Raw genomic sequence first — 16,233 nt, 5'->3', positions numbered from 1 at the left:
GTCAGCGCTCCACCAGCGACATGCGCTTGTTGTAGGCATTCATGAAGCAGGAGATCGACAGGCTCACCGTGAGGTAGGCGCCCATGATGATCAGGATGCCCTCGATGGCCTGCCCCGTCTGGTTGAGCGTCGTGTTGACCACCGACACCAGGTCGGGATAGCCGATGGCCACCGCGAGCGAGCTGTTCTTGACCAGGTTGAGGTACTGGCTCGTGACGGGCGGCACCATCACCCGGACCGCCTGCGGCAGCACCACCAGCCGCAGGATGCGCGAGCGGCGCAGGCCCAGCGAGCGCGCGGCCTCCCATTGGCCGCTGCCGACGGCCTGGATGCCCGAGCGCACGATCTCGGCGATGAAGGCGGTGGTGTAGAACACGAGGCCCGCCAGCAGCGCCGCGAGTTCCGGCGACAGCGTGGCGCCGCCCTCGAAGCTGAAGCCCCGGAGCTCGGGCAGGTTCAGCGACAGCGAGGCGCCCCCCAGCAGCCAGCCGGCCAGCGGCAGGCCGAGCAGCAGGGCCGTGGCCACGCGCCCGGACGGGAATTCCCGGCCGCTGGCTTCCCTGCGCTTTTCGCCCCAGTGCGCGAGCAGCAGCGCCAGCACCAGCGCGAGCGCCGCGCCACCGAGCATCCAGTCGACCGAGCTGCCTTCGAGCGTCGGTACCTTCAGGCCGCGGTTCGAGAGGAAGACGCCCGGCAGCGGATGGTGCGCCTGCCGCGGCCCGGGCATGTTCTCGGTGATCAGCGCATACCAGAGCAGCAGTTGCAGCAGCAGCGGGACGTTGCGCACCAGCTCGACGTACAGCGCCGAGAGCTTCGCGATCAGCCAGTTGCCGGACAGCCGCGCGATGCCGATCAATGTGCCGAGCAGCGTGGCGGCCACGATGCCGATCAGCGCCACGCGCAGGGTGTTGAGCGCGCCCACGCCGATGGCCCGCGCATAGGAGTCGGCCGGCGTGTAGGCGATGGTGCTCTCCCCGATCGCGAAGCCGGCTTCGCGCCCGAGGAAGCCGAAGCCGGTGGAGATGTTCCTCGAGGCGAGGTTGTGGAGCGTGTTGGACACCAGGAACCAGGCGACCAGCGCGACGGCCGCGATGGCCGCCGCCTGGCAGGCCAGGGCGCGCGTGGAGGGATCGGTCCAGCTGAAGCGCCGGGGCCGGCGCGTGGGCGGTGCAAGTGTGTGGTGGGAGGGCATGGCTGCGTGGAAGAGGTTCGGAAGACGCGGACATCGCGGCGGCGCGTGCGCCGCCGCCGGCCTCAGCGGATCGGCCAGCCGTACATCAGCCCGCCCTTGGTGTAGGGCGCGTTCAGGCCCCGCTCCAGCTTCATGGGGCTGGCCATGCCCAGGCTGCGGTCGAACACCTCGCCGTAGTTGCCGACCTGCTTGACGATCCGGTAGGCCCACTTGTCGTCGATGCCGAGGTTCTTCCCCATGCCGGGCGTCACGCCGAGCATGCGCTGGATGCCCGGCGACGGGCTCTTGAGCGCCTCGTCGACGTTCTTCGAGCTCAGGCCGTACTCCTCGGCTTCCAGCAGCACATTGAGCGACCAGCGCACCACGTTGAACCAGGCCTCGTCGCCCTGGCGGACCATCGGGCCCAGCGGCTCCTTCGACAGCGCCTCGGGCAGGATCACGAAGTTGTCGGGATTGCCGAGATTGATCCGCGCCAGTGCGAGCTGCGACTTGTCCATGCTGATGCCGTCGCAACGCCCGGCGGCGAAGGCACGCAGGATCTCGTCGGCCTTGTCGAGGACCACGGGCTTGAACTCCATCTTCGCGCCGCGGAACCAGTCGGCCAGGTTCAGCTCGGTGGTCGTTCCCGGCAGCACGCAGATGGTGGCGCCGTTGAGCTTCTTCGCGCTTGCGACGCCGAGGTCCTTCTTCACCATGATCCCCTGGCTGTCGTAGTAGTTGACCCCCACGCCGATCAGTCCCAGCGTGGTGTCGCGCGTGAGCGACTGGGTCGTGTTGCGGGTCAGCACGTCCACCTCGCTCGACTGCAGCGCGGTGAAGCGGGCCTGCGTGGTGAGCGGCGTGAACCGCGCCTTCGATGCATCGCCGAACATGGCCACCGCGATGGCCCGGCAGGTGTCGGCATCGATGCCCTGCCACTCGCCCTTGCTGTCCGTGAACGCGAAGCCCGGCAGGTTGGTCGAGACGCCGCACTGGACGGTGCCGCGCTTCTTGACGGTGTCGAACGTCGTGCCGGCACCGGCCGTGCCGATGGCGGCCAGGGCGAGCAGCGCGCAGGCTGCGGTTCTCATGGCTTTCATGCTTGTCTCCTAAGACGGTTTCTTTTTTGGGGATGGAATACCTGTGTCCGACGGGACACCTGCCCATCGCCGCGGTTGGCGCGGTATGCGTGCGGCGGGGCGCCTTGCAGGCTGCTTCCGGCCGGCAAGATCAGGTTGGCATGGGCTGGAGCTCGTGGCTCGCGACATGACAAAAGTTTCCTGATGGGAAACGAATGCTAGCAGCCGGGTCACGGGGCCGCAAACTGTTCTTCCGCGGCGAAATACGGGGCAGATTGTTCTGGAGGCTGAACAATCCCAGGCGTCGGTCATGCGTTCGGTGTCCCGCCGCCGTTGGCGCGATCTGGCTTTTTTGTTTCCTTATTGGGAAACTAGAAAAACGAGTTCCTCAGCGGGGATCGGCGATGCCCGGCTGGCGCCGATGGCCAGGGGAAGCCGCGAAACCCAAACGTAGAATGCTCCGGCCCTTCCCCATCCAGACCCCACAACCGTAGCAACCGCAGTGGATCGCGCGCACCTGATGACCGTGTTTCTCGCGGTGGCCGAAGCGCAGAATTTCGCGGCCGCGGCGCGGCATCTGGGCATGTCGGCGCCGGCCGTCACGCGCGCGATCGCCGCTCTCGAAGAGCACCTGGGCGTGAAGCTCATCCTGCGCACCACGCGCAGCGTCAGGCTCACCGACGTCGGCCATCGTTACCTGGAAGACGTGAAGCTCATCCTCGCGAAGCTCGCCGATGCGGCCGAGACGGCCCGTGGCGTGAGCAGCGCCGTGCAGGGACACCTCAACGTCACCGCGCCCGCGCTGTTCGGCATCTCGCACGTGATGCCGTGCATCGAGGAGTACCTGGGGCGCTTTCCGCGCATGAGCATCTCCGGCTATTTCCTCGATCGCATCGTCGACCTCCGCGAGGAGGGGATGGATGTCGCGATACGCATCGGCTTTCTGGCCGACACCGGGCTCAAGGCCATCCGCGTGGGGCAGGTGCGGCGCGTGCTGTGCGCATCGCCCGACTACCTGAAGGCGCATGGCACGCCGCGTGATCCCTCCGAACTCGCCCGGCATGCGATCGTCTCGGCCGCGCCCCTGTCGCCGGGGAACGAATGGCGGTTTCGCTCGGGCGATGCGGACCTCGCGCTGCGGCTCGCGCCCCGGCTGATCGTCGGGACCAACGATGCGGCCATCGAGGCCGTCGTGCGCGGCAGCGGGATCGCGCAGCTGCTCTCCTACCAGATCGCCGCCCACCGGGAGGCCGGGCGCCTGGCGATCGTGCTGGCGGACCACGAGGAACCGCCGTGGCCGATCCATGTCGTCTGCGAGCGGGACCGCTGGGAATCGCCGCGGGCCCGCGAGTTCGTCGAGCTGCTCGTGCACCGCCTGCGCGGCCGCGAGGCGTTGAACTGAGGGTTCAGGCCCGCAGCACGAGCGCGTCGCCCGGCTCGGCCCAGGACACGCACAGGCACAGCGAATGCGTGCGCTGCTGCGGGGTCAGGCAGTTGTCCCGGTGGATCGGCGCGCCGCCGCCGTAGCTCACGATGCAGGCGCCGCATTCGCCGCGCCTGCAGTCCGAGGGGATCCACGCGCCCGCGGCCTCGACCGCGTCGAGCAAGGTGGTTCCCGGCGAGGCTTCGAGTTCGAGGCCCGATTCGGTCAATGCGAGCCGGACTTTCGTGTCGGTGGCGCTCCACGCGGGCCCGAAGCTCTCGAAGTGGATGCGCGACGACGCAATGCCGAGGGCCGTGGCCGCCAGCCGCACATCGTCGATGAGCTTCGCCGGGCCGCAGACATGGAAGTGCACGCCCTCGTCGCGAGAGCGAGGCTGCAGCAGCCCCTGCACATCGATGCGCCGCGGGGATTCTCCTTGTCGCGTCGCGTAGAGGAACAGCTGGTCGTGCCCCTCGTCGAGCAGCCGGTCGCGAAAGGCCATTTCCCGCTCGTGCCTGGCCGCATAGTGCAGTTCGTACGAAGCACCGCGCTGCTTCAGCGCCGATGCAATGCCGAGCATCGGCGTGATGCCGATACCGCCGGCGATCAGCAGGTGGTGGCTGGCGGCAGGCGCGATGCCGAAGGCATTGACCGGCGTGGACACTTCCACCGTGTCGCCAACGGCCAGCACGTCGTGCAGGAAGCGCGAGCCGCCGCGGCCGCTGTCGTTGCGCTTCACCGCAATCTCGTAGTGGTCGAGCGCTCCGGTGTCGGAGACCAGCGAATACTTGCGCAGCAGGCTTTGCCCATCGACTTCGAATCCCAGTTCGATGTGCGCGCCGGCATCGAAGCCGGGAAGGCGTTCGTTGGCGGGATGCTGCAATCGGATGAGGCGCACGCCGGCGGCCAGCGCCTCGGTCTTCGTCACGGTGAGTCGCATGTTCAGTCCACCTTCGGCAGAAAGGGCGAGAACTCGATGAACTTCGCCTGCAGCGTCGCCGGCAGCTCGCTCTCGATCCAGTGCGAGGTCCTGAACTCCCAGAATCTTCCTGTGCCGCCCGTGAGGCCCGCGGGATCGGACTGGTTCCACATCATCTCGACCGTGCCGGCCAGCTGCAGCACGCGGCGCCGCTCGTAGTCGGGAAAGGCCAGGCCCGCCTGCGGGTTCAGCAGGAAATTCCCGAAGCTGTTGAACATGCTGTTGCCGTTGTAGTCGGGAATCCTCAGCACGCCATCGCCCGCATGCCGCACGAAGCCGCGCGGCCCCCCGCGGTGCGAGCAGTCCGCGCCGCGCGTGGCGTGCGCCGATGCGAGGAAGAAGGTGTCGGCGTCGCCGATGAGCGCGAGTTGCTCGGGGCCCAGTTCATGGCCATGGCTGGCGGTCGAGGACGGCGCCGCTTCGCCAGGGTGCGGGAGCGTGATTTCGCGCCGATGGATGTAGCGCGGGCAAATGGGGAAGGACTTGGTCACCTGGACCTCGAGCCGATCGCTCTCCAGATGGGCCTCGCCGTTGATCTTCAAACGGCGCCGGCTCTGCGGCTCCAGCAGCAGCAGGCCGATGCGCGCATCGTGCCGGATGTTCTCCCAGAAGGGATCGGCATCGAGCCGCGCGACCTTGCCCAGGTCGACCGACAGCGCGGCGGCGTCGTCGCTGGGGGCCAGGAAGCCCGGCTCGCCCAGCAGGATCGAGGCCCACACCTGTCCGTTGCGGTCCAGGCTGGCCGCGTAGGCCGTCTTCTGCTGGCGCACGAAGGGCAGGGCGCCCCGGACGATGGTGCGGCCCACGGTGGCGCCGTTGCGCTCGGCGATGTCCCTCTCGCCCGCATTGCGCTGGGCCATCAATTCGCCTTCGTGGAACAGGGTGTCGCTGGTCGTCATGGGTCGATGCTTTCGAGAACGGTCATTGGAAAAAAATTGTGCCGATCGACGCGGCGACCCGAAAGGAAGCGGACCGCAATTGATAATTGCGCGCGACGCAGGGCGGTCGAGCCGGAAAGATGGTGGTGACATGGACGACATTCATTTGATGACGGTGTTCGTCGCCGTCGGCGAGGAACGAAGCCTGGCCGGCGGTGCGCGGCGGCTCGACATCTCGGCCGCCGCGGCCATGCGCGCCATCAACCACCTCGAATCGAAGATGGGCGTCGCCTTCTTCCAGCGCAACACCCGGGGCCTGGCGCTCACCGAGAGCGGGCAGCGGTACCTCGAGGATTCGCGCGCGGTGCTGCAGCTGGTCGATCGCGCCGAGGCCTCGGTGATCGGCGCCAACGTCGTCGCGCGCGGCCAGTTGCGGATCACCGCGCCGACGGTGTTCGGCCGGCTCTTCATCATTCCGCTGATCAAGGAATACCTCGCGCTCTATCCCGAGATGGAGATCTCGGCGATCTTTCTCGATCGCACCGTGAACCTGATCGACGAGGGTTTCGACGTGGCCATCCGCATCGCCGAGCTGCCCGACTCGGGCATGAAGGCGCTCAAGGTCGGCCAGGTGCGCAGGCTCAGCTATGCCTCGCCGGCCTACCTGGAGAAGCACGGCGAGCCGGCGCATCCGATGGACCTGCAGAAGCACAGGATCGTGGCCGCGGAGGTGTCGGCCCAGGTGGCGGTGTGGAAGTTCAGGTCGAAGGACAGCGCGATCTCGGTCAAGCTCAAGCCGGTCCTCGATGTCATCGGCAGCGATGCCGCCATCGACGCGGCCGTGCGCGGCATCGGCATCGTGAACCTGCCGTGCTACCAGGTGGCCGACAAGGTCCGCAGCGGCGAATTGCGCGCGATCCTGGCCGACTACGCGAGCGGCTCGCTGCCGATCCACCTGCTGCACCGCGAGAGCCGCTTCGGCTCGTCCAGGGTGCGAAGCTTCATCGACCTGGTCGGACCGAGATTGCGCCGCGAACTCGCCGCGCTCTAGGACTCCCGGGCGCGGCGAGTTCGAATCGATCGATCAGAAGGTCAGGATGGTGAAGCCGTCGGCCGCGAGGGCGCCGATGCTCGGCAGTCCGGAAGTGCCCGGCACGTCGTTGCCGCTCAGCAGTTCGAAGCCGTTCTTGATGGCGTCCTCGCGCGCACCGAAGACGTCGGCGCAGCCGCAGGACACGCCCGCGACCTTGTCCTCGACGGCCTTGTAGAGTCCATGCACCGGATGGTCGGCATTGCCGACCACGCCGGCCCAGCGCGTGCCGGTGCCCTGGAAATAGATGGCGACTTCGACGTGGCGCTGCTTGAAGTCGTAGGCGGTCGCGAGCGCATTGAAGAGGCGTCCCACGGCTTCTTCCCCGGCCTTGGGATCGGAGAAAACGAAGATGGCGAATTTCATTGAAAGACCTTGAATCGGTTGCATTGAATCGAGAAGACAGCCCGTAGTTCGGGCTGGCGAAGTCGATCTTAGGTTTGGACCATCGATTCGATGCATCGGCGAACGCAACTCACAATTGCGCCGCGCGTCGCACCCGGCGCGGTGTTCTTGCGTAGAGTCCCGCATGCGCCGGTCCGTCTCGCGACGCGGTGCCATCACTCTTTCCATGGACCGTCAAAGACCGCTATCGATCGGACCCCTGCGCGCCTTTGCCGCGGTCGCCAGGCATCTCAACTTCAATGCCGCGGCGGCCGAACTCCACCTCACGCAATCGGCCGTCAGCCGCAAGATCCAGGCACTCGAGAGCGACATCGGCGCGACGCTGCTGGCGCGCAGCACGCGCTCGGTCGAGCTGAGCGCCGAGGGCCGGGTGCTGGTCAAGGCGCTGTTCCCGATGCTCGACCGCCTCGACGAGGCCGTGCGCCAGATCCGCTCGCCGAGCGCCAAGGCGCGCGTCACCGTCAGCACCTTCGCCTCGTTCACTTCGCTGTGGCTGTTGCCGAGGCTGGAGCAGTTCCAGCGCGAGCACACCGAGATCGACATCCGCGTGTCGTCGAGCGATGCGATGGCGCCGATCGAGAGTCCCGACACGGACGTGTTCCTGCGCTACTGCGCGCCGAAGCTCGCGCCCGCCGGTGCCACGCGGCTGTTCAACGAGGCGCTGACGCCGGTCATGAGCGCGGCCTTCGCGCGGCAGATCGAGCTCGGCGATGCGCCGCCGCTGAAGAGCGTCGGCGACCTCGCGCGGCACACGCTGGTCGAGGAGGACGACGCCTATGCCTCGGCCGGCCTCGCGAGCTGGCGGCATTGGCTGCGCATCCACAACCACGCCGAGCTCGAGCCGCGCAACTGGATGCACCTGAACTTCACCTACCAGCAGGTGCAGGCCGCGGTGGCCGGCCACGCGCTGGCGCTGGCCCGGCTGCCGCTGGTGGCCGACCTGCTGGGGCGCAACGAATTGCGCGAGGTGTTCGGCGAGGCGTACCGCACCGCGGGCCCGGGCGCCTACTGGATGATCGTCAACCCGAACGCGGCCGGCCGTCCCGAGGTGAGCAGCTTCTGCAACTGGATCCTCCAGCAGGCCGCGGGCACCCGCGCGTTCCTCGCATGACGGGCGGCGGGGCAGGGCGAGCGATGAACAAGCTGCAGGCGATCGAGGTCTTCGTGCAGGTGGTCGACACGGGCAGCTTCACGCGCGCGGCCGAGCACCTGAAGCTGCCCAAGGCGACGGTCTCGACGCTGATCCAGGCGCTGGAGTCCTCGCTCGCGACGAAGCTGCTGCACCGGACCACGCGCAAGGTCAGCGTGACCGCCGACGGCGCGGCCTACCACGAGCGGTGCCTGCGCATCCTGTCGGATGTGCGCGAGGCCGACGAATCGCTGTCGCGCACGCGGCGCAGTCCCTCGGGGCGCCTGCGCGTCGACGCCCCGACCGGCCTGGCCAGCCTGGTGATCATCCCCGCGCTGCCCGACTTCTTCGCACGCTATCCCGACATCCACCTGGAGCTGGGTTGCAGCGACCGGCCCGTGGACCTGATCGAGGAGGGCGTGGATTGCGCGGTGCGCGGCGGAGCGCTCGAGGACTCGAGCCTGATCGCGCGCCGCGTCGGGGCCATGCACTACACCACCTGCGCCTCGCCGGCCTACCTCGAGCGCCATGGCCGTCCGCTGCATCCGGACGACTTGGCGCGGCATCGCTGCGTCAACTACTTCTCCGCGCGCACGGGCGAGATGTTCCACTGGGACTTCACGCGCGGCGGCGAGCGCGTGCAGCTCGTGCTGCCCGGGCGGATCGCGCTGAACGACAGCTATGCGTACACGGCCGCGGGCCTGTCGGGGCTGGGCATCGTGCAGATGGCGGAGTTCCTGCTTCGGCCCATGATCGAGGACGGCCGTCTCGTGCCCGTGCTCGAGGACTGGAGCAACGACCCGATGCCGATCCACGTGGTGTTTCCGCAGAACCGGCATCTGTCGAACAAGGTGCGGGTGTTCGTGGACTGGGCGGCCGATCTCTTCAAGAGCCATCCGGCCATGCACCAGGGATAGTCCCCGCGCCCGGGCTCAGGGGCTCGCCGGGTGGACGAAGTGCGGCCAGCCGCGCATGTGCTCGATGAAGCGTTCGCTCAAGCCGCCCGCGCGCAGGTAGCCGGCGGTCACCGGCAGCCTCGGACTGTCGTACAGCGGGTTCTCCATCACCCGCAGCGGAAAGTCGCGCTGCAGGATGCCGGCCCGGCCGACCAGCACGAAGTCGCAGCCCTCGTCGAGCAGCTCGGCCGCGCGCCGGGCGCTCATGATCCGGCCCGCCGCTCCCACGCGCACGCCACGGCGCGGCAGCCCGGTGAAGACGCTGAGCATGGTGCGGCCCTGGAACGTGCCCTGCTGCACGACCTGGGCCGAATCCCACAGCGCGAGGTCGAGGTAGTCGATCAGCTCGCGCTCGAGGATGTCGGCGGTGACGTCGCGCAGTTCTTCGAGCCGCAGCCCGTAGCGCTCGATCGACAGGCGCCAGCCGATCTGGAACGCGGGGCCGCAGGCGCGGCGGATGCCCTCGATCACCTCGAGCGTGAGGCGGGCGCGGTTCTCGACGCTGCCGCCATAGCGGTCCGTGCGGTCGTTGAGCAGCGGCGACATGAACTCCGAGAGGATCCAGCCGAAGGCGCCATGCACCGCGACGCCGTCGAAGCCCGCAAGCTCGGCGCGTTGCGCGGCCGCGATGAAGCTGTCGCGGATCCGTTCGACTTCCTCGGTCGTCAACGCATCGATGCCAGGCAGGGTGTCGCCGGAAGCCGGCGCTGGAATGCCGCCCAGCCGCGGATTGGCGCGATGGCCCGCGTGGTGCAGTTGCACCGCGGACAGCGCGCCGCCTTCGCGCATCGCGTCGGCCATGCGGCGCAGGCCCGGCAGATGGGCGTCGCTGTGGATGCCCAGTTGCCGCGCGAAGGCGATGCCGCCGGCCTCGACGGTCGTGGCGCAGGTCTGGATCAGGGCGTAGCCGCCGCGCGCGAGCTGCGCGATCCAGTCCTGGTCGAATTCGGAGGCGGCACCGCCGACCTCGCTTTGCTGGTTGGTGAGCGGCGCCAGCATGAAGCGGTTGCGCATCGGCGGGCCGTGCAGCAAGCTGAGCGGCTCGAAGAGTTTCGAATGGGACATGGAATCTTCAGGACGAGGAGGGTGTGGAACGAACATGCGCCGCGCTGCCGGTGGCTTCCCAGCCGCCGCCGAGCGCGCGCACGAGGTCGACGCTCGCGCGTGCGCGCGCGCCTTCGGACTGGATCAGCGATTGCCGGTTGCGCAGGCGCGTGCGCTGTGCGTCGACCACCGCCAGGTAGTCGGTGTCGCCTTCGTCGAAGCGCGCCCTCGCGGACCGGGCCACGCGCGCGGCCGATGCATCGGCCTCGCGCTGCTGGGCGATGCGCGCATCGAGGGTCCGCATCGCGACCAGCGCATCCTCGACCTCGCGGAAGGCCTGCAGCACCGTCTTGCGGTACTGCGCCACGCTCTCCTCGTAGGCGCCGCGGGCGCGGTCGAGCTCGGCCTCGCGGCGTCCGCCGTCGAACAGCGGCAGGCTCAGCATCGTGCCCGCGAGCGGACCCAGCAGGAAGGTGCGCTGCGTCCAGTTGCCGAGGTTGCCGAGCGCGGCCGATTCGTAGCCGAGCGAACCGGTCAGCGCGAGCGAGGGAAAGTACGCGGCCTTCGCCACGCCGATGCGTGCGTTCTCCGCGGCCATGGCGCGCTCGGCGGCCGCGATGTCGGGCCGGCGCTCGAGCAGGGCAGAGGGCAGGCCCGGCGGCAGCTGCACGACGGTGGCTTCCAGCGGCTTCGCGGCGAGCGAGAAGCTCGCCGGCGCCTTGCCGAGCAGGATGGCCAGCGCGTGCGAGGCCTGCGCGTGCTGCTGCGCCACCGCCAGGTGCTCGGCGCGCGCCGTGAACAGTTCGGTCCTCGCCTGGTCGACGACGTGGCGCGCCACGGCGCCCGCGCCGAGCTGGCGCTCGAGCAGCGCCGCGGCGTCCTCGCGCAAGGCCACGGTGTCGGCCAGCAGGCGCAGCTCGCCCTCCAGCTGACGCAGGCCGAAGTAGGTGCCGGCGACCTCGGCCTGCACCAGCAGCAGCATCTGGTGCGCCAGCGCGCGTTGCCGCGCCTCGTCGGCCCGCGCGGCGGCGATGCCCGAGGCGACGCGGCCGAAGACGTCGACCTCGTAGGCCACGGAAGCCTGGGCGCGCCACAACGTCTGCGTGCTGCCCGGCGAGCCGTCTCCGCGCCCCGCGGCCGCGGCCGCGCCCGTGCCGCGCTGGCGGGTCGGGCCGAAGCCCGCGTCGATCTCGGGGAAGCGTTCCGACTCGCTGCGCGAGGTCAGCGCGCGCGCCTGCTTCAGCCGTGCCATCGCGATCGCCACGTCGGGATTCGCCTGCAGCGCTTCCTCCTCGAGCTGCACCAGCACGGGGTCGCCGAAGACGCCCCACCAGGGCGAGGGCGCCTGGTGGTCGGCGGGTTCGGCCGGCTTCCAGCGGCCGGGTTCTTCCGCCGGCGTCACGCCGGAAGGCGCACCGGACTGTCGGTAGCTCGCGGGGATGTCGATGCCGGGGCGCTGCTCGGCGGGCGCGAGCGAGCATGCCGACAGCAGGAAGGCGATGGCTGCCGTCGCCAGCAGGTTCCGTGTGGGGATGAAGCGGCTCATGCGCGGCCCTCCGGTTGCATGGGTTCGAGATGGCGCGCGGCGAGCGCCGGCGCCTCGTGATGCGCCGCCGCGTGCAGCGGCCTGCCCCTGCCGAGCGACCTGACGAGCGCATAGAACTGCGGCGTGAGGAACAGGCCGAACAGCGTGACGCCGATCATCCCGAAGAACACCGAGATGCCCATCGCCTGGCGCATCTCCGCGCCCGCGCCGGTCGACGCGACCAGCGGGATGACGCCCATCACGAAGGCGAGCGAGGTCATCAGGATCGGGCGCAGCCGCAGGCGGCAGGCCTCGATCACGGCCTTCGCGGTCGACAGGCCCGCCATCTCGAGCTCGCGCGCGAACTCGACGATCAGGATCGCGTTCTTCGACGCCAGCCCGACGAGCACGATCAGCCCGATCTGCGTGAAGATGTTGTTGTCGCCCCGGGTGAGCCACACGCCGAGCAGCGCCGAGAAGATGCTCATCGGGATGATCAGGATGATGGCCAGCGGCAGCGTGAGGCTCTCGTACTGGGCCGCCAGCACCAGGAACACCAGCAGCACGCACAGCGGAAGGATCCAGGCCGCGCTGTTGCCCGCGATGATCTGCTGGTAGGTCAGGTCGGTCCATTCGTAGCTCATGCCCGGCGGCAGCGTCTCGGCCGCGATCCGCTGGATCGCGGCCATCGCCTGGCCCGAGGAATAGCCGGGCGCCGGGGCGCCGTTGACGTCGGCGGCCGTGAAGCCGTTGTAGCGCACCACCTGGTCGGGCCCGTAGGTCTGGCTGATCCTCGCCAGCGAGGCGAGCGGAACCATGCGGCCCGACTCGCTGCGCACGTGCAGCTGGCCGATGTCGTCGGGCCTGGAGCGGAACCTGGCGTCGGCCTGCATCCGCACCTGGTACACGCGGCCCAGGAAGTTGAAGTCGTTGACGTAGTACGCACCCAGGAAGGACTGCAGCGTGTTGAACACCGCCGGCGTATCGACACCCAGTTGCTGTGCCTTGGCGCGGTCGATGTCGACCTTGAGCTGCGGCACGTTGACCGTGTAGGTCGAGTAGATGGAGGCGAGCTCCGGTGCCTCGGAGGCCTTCTTGACGAAGGCCTGGGTCGCCTTGTAGAGCGCCTCGTAGCCCAGGTCCGCGCGGTCCTCGATCTGCAGCTTGAAGCCGCCGAGCGTGCCCAGTCCGTAGACCGGCGGCGGCGGGAAGACGCCGGTGTAGGCATGGCCGATGCCGGCGTACTCGCGGCTCAGGTCGGCCACCACCTGCTCGGCGCTGATCCCGGGCCGTTCCTTGAAGGGCTTCAGCAGCACGAAGGTCAGCGCGGTGCTCGAGCTCTTCGTCACGCCGTTGATCGAGAGGCCGCTGTAGCTCGAGGTCCCCATCACGGCGGGATGCTTGAGCGCGATGTCGTTCATCTGCTTCATGGTCGCCTCGGTGCGATCGAGCGTCGAACCCTCGGGCAGTTGCGCGAGGCTGACCAGGTACTCCTTGTCCTGCGCGGGCACGAAGCCGCCCGGCACGTGGCCGGTGAGCCACCAGGTCGCGCCGAGCAGGCCCGCGTAGACGACGAGCAGCGCGCCCTTGTGCCGCAGCAGGCGGCCGATGCCGCTGCCGTAGCCTTCGGAGGCGCGGTCGAAGCGGCGGTTGAAGCGCGCGAAGAAGCGGCCGAACAGCCGTTGCGTCACGCGCGTCACCGCGTCGGGCGCGTCGCCGTGGCCCTTGAGCAGCAGCGCCGACAGCGCCGGCGACAGCGTCAGCGAGTTCACCGCCGAGATCAGGGTGGAGATCGCGATGGTGACCGCGAACTGCTTGTAGAACTCGCCGGTCAGGCCGCTCAGGAAGGCCAGCGGCAGGAACACCGCCGACAGCGTGAGCGCGATGGCGACGATGGGCCCGCTGACCTCGCGCATCGCCTGGTAGGTGGCCTCGCGCGGGCCCAGGCCGCGCGCGATGTTGCGCTCCACGTTCTCGACCACCACGATCGCGTCGTCGACCACGATGCCGATCGCGACCACCAGGCCGAACAGCGACAGCGTGTTGATGGAGTAGCCGGCCAGCAGCAGGAAGCCGAAGGTGCCGACGATCGAGACCGGCACCGCGAGCAGCGGAATGATCGAGGCGCGCCAGGTCTGCAGGAAGAGGAACACCACCAGCACGACCAGCGCCACCGACTCCAGCAGGGTCTCGATCACGGCGTCGATGCCGGACTGGACGGCGCGGCTGGGCTCGTAGACGACGCGGTAGACCACGTCCTGCGGGAACTCCTTCTCGAGTTCCTTCATGGCGCGGTGCACCTCGCGCGAGATCTGCAGCGAGTTCGCGCCCGGCGCTTCCTGTACGGCCACCGCGACGGCGGGCGCGTTGTCCAGGGTGGCGCGGATGCCGTAGTCCTCGGCGCCCAGCTCCACGCGCGCCACGTCGCCCAGGCGCGTGATCGCGCCGTTGGCGTCGGACTTGATGACGATGCCCTTGAACTCCTCGGGCGACTTGAGGCGCCCGTCGGCGTTGACGTTGAGCTGGAAGGCGGTGTCGGGAGACGCGGGCGAGCTGCCGATGGTGCCGACCGCGGCCTGGATGTTCTGGCGCCGGATCGCGGCCGCCACGTCGCTCGCGCCGAGCCCGCGCTCGGCCAGCGCGGCCGGATCGAGCCACACGCGCATGGCATAGCCGCCCGGGCCCCACACCACCACGTCGCCCACGCCCGCGATGCGGGCCAGCCGATCCTTCACGTGGAGGATGGCGTAGTTGCTGATGTAGTTGTTGTCGTAGGTCCCGTTCGGCGAGACCATGTGCACGGCGATGGTGATGATCGGCGAGTTCTTGATGGCCGTGACGCCCAGGCGCTGCACGTCCTCCGGCAGCCGCGGCTGGGCCTGCGACACGCGCGTCTGCACCAGCTGCTGGGCCCGGTCCGGATCGGTGCCGAGCTTGAAGGTCGCCGTCAGGTAGAGGTGGCCGTCGCCGCTGGCCTTGGAGTCCATGTAGAGCATGTCCTCCACGCCGTTGATGGACTGCTCGAGCGGCGCCGCCACCGTCTCGGCGATGGTCTTGGCGTTGGCGCCCGGGTACTGCGCATGCACGACGACCGAGGGCGGAATGACCTGCGGGTACTCCGAGACCGGCATGTGGAAGGCCGCGACGATCCCTGCGAGCAGGATCAGCGCGGACAGGACGCCCGCGAAGATCGGGCGGTCGATGAAGAACTTCGAGATGTTCACGACCGGCCCCCGTCGACGGCGCGCGCGGACGCGGTCGGCGCATCCGGCACCGCCGATGGCTCGGCGGCCTCGGCCGACACCGCGGTGCCCGGCGGCGCGCGGAACGCGCCGTCCACGATCACCCTGGCGCCGGGCGCGACGCCGCTGCGCAGCACGCGATCGCGGCCGTGCAGCGTGCCGAGCTCGACGAAGCGGCGCTCGACCTTGTTCTGCGCATCGACGACCAGCACGTACTTGCGGTCCTGGTCGGTGCCGACCACCGCATCGTCGACCGTCACGGCCTCGTAGGGCAGGCCGCCCTGCAGCCGGATGCGCGCCTGCAGGCCCGGGAGCATGTCGGGGCCCACGCGGTCGATGCGCGCGCGCACGCGCACCGTGCCCGAGCGGGTGTCCATCTGGTTGTCGAGCGCCTCGATGGCGGCCGCGTGGGGAAAGCCGTCGTCGCTCGCGAGGCCGACCGCGACCGTCGGCTGCGCGCCCGCGCGCAGCGACGGCGCGATGAGCCGCAGGTAGCTCTGCTCGTCGACGTTGAAGGCGGCGTAGAGCTTGCCGTCGGAGACGATGCGCGTGAGCGGCACCGCCTCGCCGCCCGCGCCCACCACGTTGCCCGCGGTGATCTCCGCTCGCGAGATGCGGCCCGCGATCGGTGCCCGCACCTGCGTGTAGTCGAGCTGCAGCCGGGCCTGGGCCAGCGAAGCCTGCGCGCCCTGGAGCGATGCGGCCGCCGCGCGCGCCGCGTTGTCGAGCGCATCGAATTCCCGGCGCGCGATCGAGTCCGATTCGAGCAGCCGCCGTGCGCGCGCCTGCTCGAGGTCGGCGAGGCGTTGCCGTTCCTCGGCGCCCGCCACGGCGGCCTGCGCCTGGCGCACCTGGACCTCGTAGGGCGCGGGGTCGATGGTGAACAGCAGTTCGCCCTGGCGCACATGCTGGCCGGGCTTGAAATGCACGGCCAGCAGCGTGCCGGGCACCTTGGGGCGGATGTCCACGAGGTCGACGGCTTCGAGCCGTCCCGTGTAGTCCTGCGAGTCGGACACCGATCGCTGCTGGGCCGGCCGGTACTTGATGGTGGGAGCCGCGGTGGCGGGCGCGGCATGCGCTTCGGAGCCATGCTTCCAAAGAACGCTGCCCGCGCCGGCCACCGCGATCGCGGCCACGATGGCCGCGAGGGGATGCTTCTGGAGGGGATTCATGCGAGTTGCTCGAGAGGGTTGAATGGCCCGCAGTCTGAGCGCGCGGCGCACGAACATCTAGCCCTGAAGCTGGCTAAGTTTGTTGCCTTGAATGGAACAGTGGATTCGGCCCCGGCCCTTGAATTCAGAGGGAAAGGCGC

General features: G+C 69.3%; 13 protein-coding genes. 4 read left to right on the top strand and 9 right to left on the bottom strand.

The window, feature by feature from the left end; all coding sequences use genetic code 11:
- Position 1 precedes the first annotated feature (1 nt).
- Positions 2-1,192 carry an amino acid ABC transporter permease gene (locus tag ACEN9J_RS35530; RefSeq protein ID WP_261206075.1) on the bottom strand — a complete coding sequence of 397 codons (1,191 nt, stop codon included), beginning with the start codon at positions 1,190-1,192 and terminating at the stop codon, positions 2-4.
- A 62-nt stretch (positions 1,193-1,254) separates the two neighbouring features.
- Positions 1,255-2,271, bottom strand: coding sequence for an amino acid ABC transporter substrate-binding protein (locus ACEN9J_RS35525; RefSeq protein WP_057589897.1), 1,017 nt, complete (start codon positions 2,269-2,271; stop codon positions 1,255-1,257).
- A 499-nt stretch (positions 2,272-2,770) separates the two neighbouring features.
- Between ACEN9J_RS35525 and ACEN9J_RS35520 the strand changes: the two genes are divergently transcribed.
- Positions 2,771-3,652, top strand: coding sequence for a LysR substrate-binding domain-containing protein (locus tag ACEN9J_RS35520; protein ID WP_296740192.1), 882 nt, complete (start codon positions 2,771-2,773; stop codon positions 3,650-3,652).
- Positions 3,653-3,656: 4 nt separating this feature from the next.
- Here ACEN9J_RS35520 and ACEN9J_RS35515 read toward each other — a convergent pair whose 3' ends face one another.
- Positions 3,657-4,613, bottom strand: a complete 957-nt coding sequence (locus ACEN9J_RS35515) for a PDR/VanB family oxidoreductase (RefSeq protein ID WP_413765691.1) — start codon at positions 4,611-4,613, stop codon at positions 3,657-3,659.
- Between the two features lie 2 nt (positions 4,614-4,615).
- Positions 4,616-5,551 (bottom strand): pyridoxamine 5'-phosphate oxidase family protein, encoded by a 936-nt coding sequence (locus ACEN9J_RS35510; protein WP_057589894.1) that lies wholly within the window; start codon positions 5,549-5,551, stop codon positions 4,616-4,618.
- Between the two features lie 130 nt (positions 5,552-5,681).
- Here ACEN9J_RS35510 and ACEN9J_RS35505 point away from each other — a divergent pair, with 130 nt between their 5' ends.
- Positions 5,682-6,581, top strand: coding sequence for a LysR family transcriptional regulator (locus tag ACEN9J_RS35505; protein WP_057589893.1), 900 nt, complete (start codon positions 5,682-5,684; stop codon positions 6,579-6,581).
- Between the two features lie 33 nt (positions 6,582-6,614).
- Here ACEN9J_RS35505 and ACEN9J_RS35500 read toward each other — a convergent pair whose 3' ends face one another.
- Complete coding sequence (locus tag ACEN9J_RS35500; RefSeq protein ID WP_261206070.1) at positions 6,615-6,986, bottom strand: DsrE family protein; 372 nt, start codon at positions 6,984-6,986, stop codon at positions 6,615-6,617.
- A gap of 205 nt (positions 6,987-7,191) precedes the next feature.
- Here ACEN9J_RS35500 and ACEN9J_RS35495 point away from each other — a divergent pair, with 205 nt between their 5' ends.
- Together ACEN9J_RS35495 and ACEN9J_RS35490 are read left to right on the top strand one after the other, a co-directional pair.
- Positions 7,192-8,136: a LysR family transcriptional regulator gene (locus ACEN9J_RS35495; RefSeq protein ID WP_064262131.1), complete on the top strand. Its 945-nt coding sequence runs from the start codon at positions 7,192-7,194 to the stop codon at positions 8,134-8,136.
- Positions 8,137-8,159: 23 nt separating this feature from the next.
- Complete coding sequence (locus ACEN9J_RS35490) at positions 8,160-9,071, top strand: LysR family transcriptional regulator (RefSeq protein ID WP_261206069.1); 912 nt, start codon at positions 8,160-8,162, stop codon at positions 9,069-9,071.
- A gap of 15 nt (positions 9,072-9,086) precedes the next feature.
- On the opposite strand, the gene ACEN9J_RS35485 is transcribed toward ACEN9J_RS35490, so the two are convergent.
- Genes ACEN9J_RS35485 through ACEN9J_RS35470 form a run of 4 tightly spaced genes read right to left on the bottom strand, consistent with a single transcriptional unit; the run spans position 9,087 to position 16,093 of the window.
- Positions 9,087-10,175: an NADH:flavin oxidoreductase gene (locus tag ACEN9J_RS35485; protein ID WP_413765690.1), complete on the bottom strand. Its 1,089-nt coding sequence runs from the start codon at positions 10,173-10,175 to the stop codon at positions 9,087-9,089.
- Between the two features lie 7 nt (positions 10,176-10,182).
- A complete protein-coding gene (locus ACEN9J_RS35480; protein WP_413765689.1) occupies positions 10,183-11,700 on the bottom strand; it encodes an efflux transporter outer membrane subunit in 1,518 nt (505 codons plus the stop codon).
- Complete coding sequence (locus ACEN9J_RS35475; RefSeq protein WP_413765688.1) at positions 11,697-14,903, bottom strand: efflux RND transporter permease subunit; 3,207 nt, start codon at positions 14,901-14,903, stop codon at positions 11,697-11,699. The genes ACEN9J_RS35480 and ACEN9J_RS35475 overlap by 4 nt, the downstream gene beginning before the upstream one ends.
- The gene (locus ACEN9J_RS35470) at positions 14,900-16,093 is read right to left on the bottom strand and encodes an efflux RND transporter periplasmic adaptor subunit (RefSeq protein WP_413765687.1); all 1,194 of its coding nucleotides are present in this window, start codon (positions 16,091-16,093) and stop codon (positions 14,900-14,902) included. The genes ACEN9J_RS35475 and ACEN9J_RS35470 overlap by 4 nt, the downstream gene beginning before the upstream one ends.
- Positions 16,094-16,233 lie beyond the last annotated feature (140 nt).

Source organism: Variovorax sp. Varisp41 (genome assembly GCF_047325085.1).
In the GTDB taxonomy this organism is placed as follows: domain Bacteria; phylum Pseudomonadota; class Gammaproteobacteria; order Burkholderiales; family Burkholderiaceae_C; genus Variovorax.
This window is presented reverse-complemented; position numbering and strand designations above follow the sequence as displayed.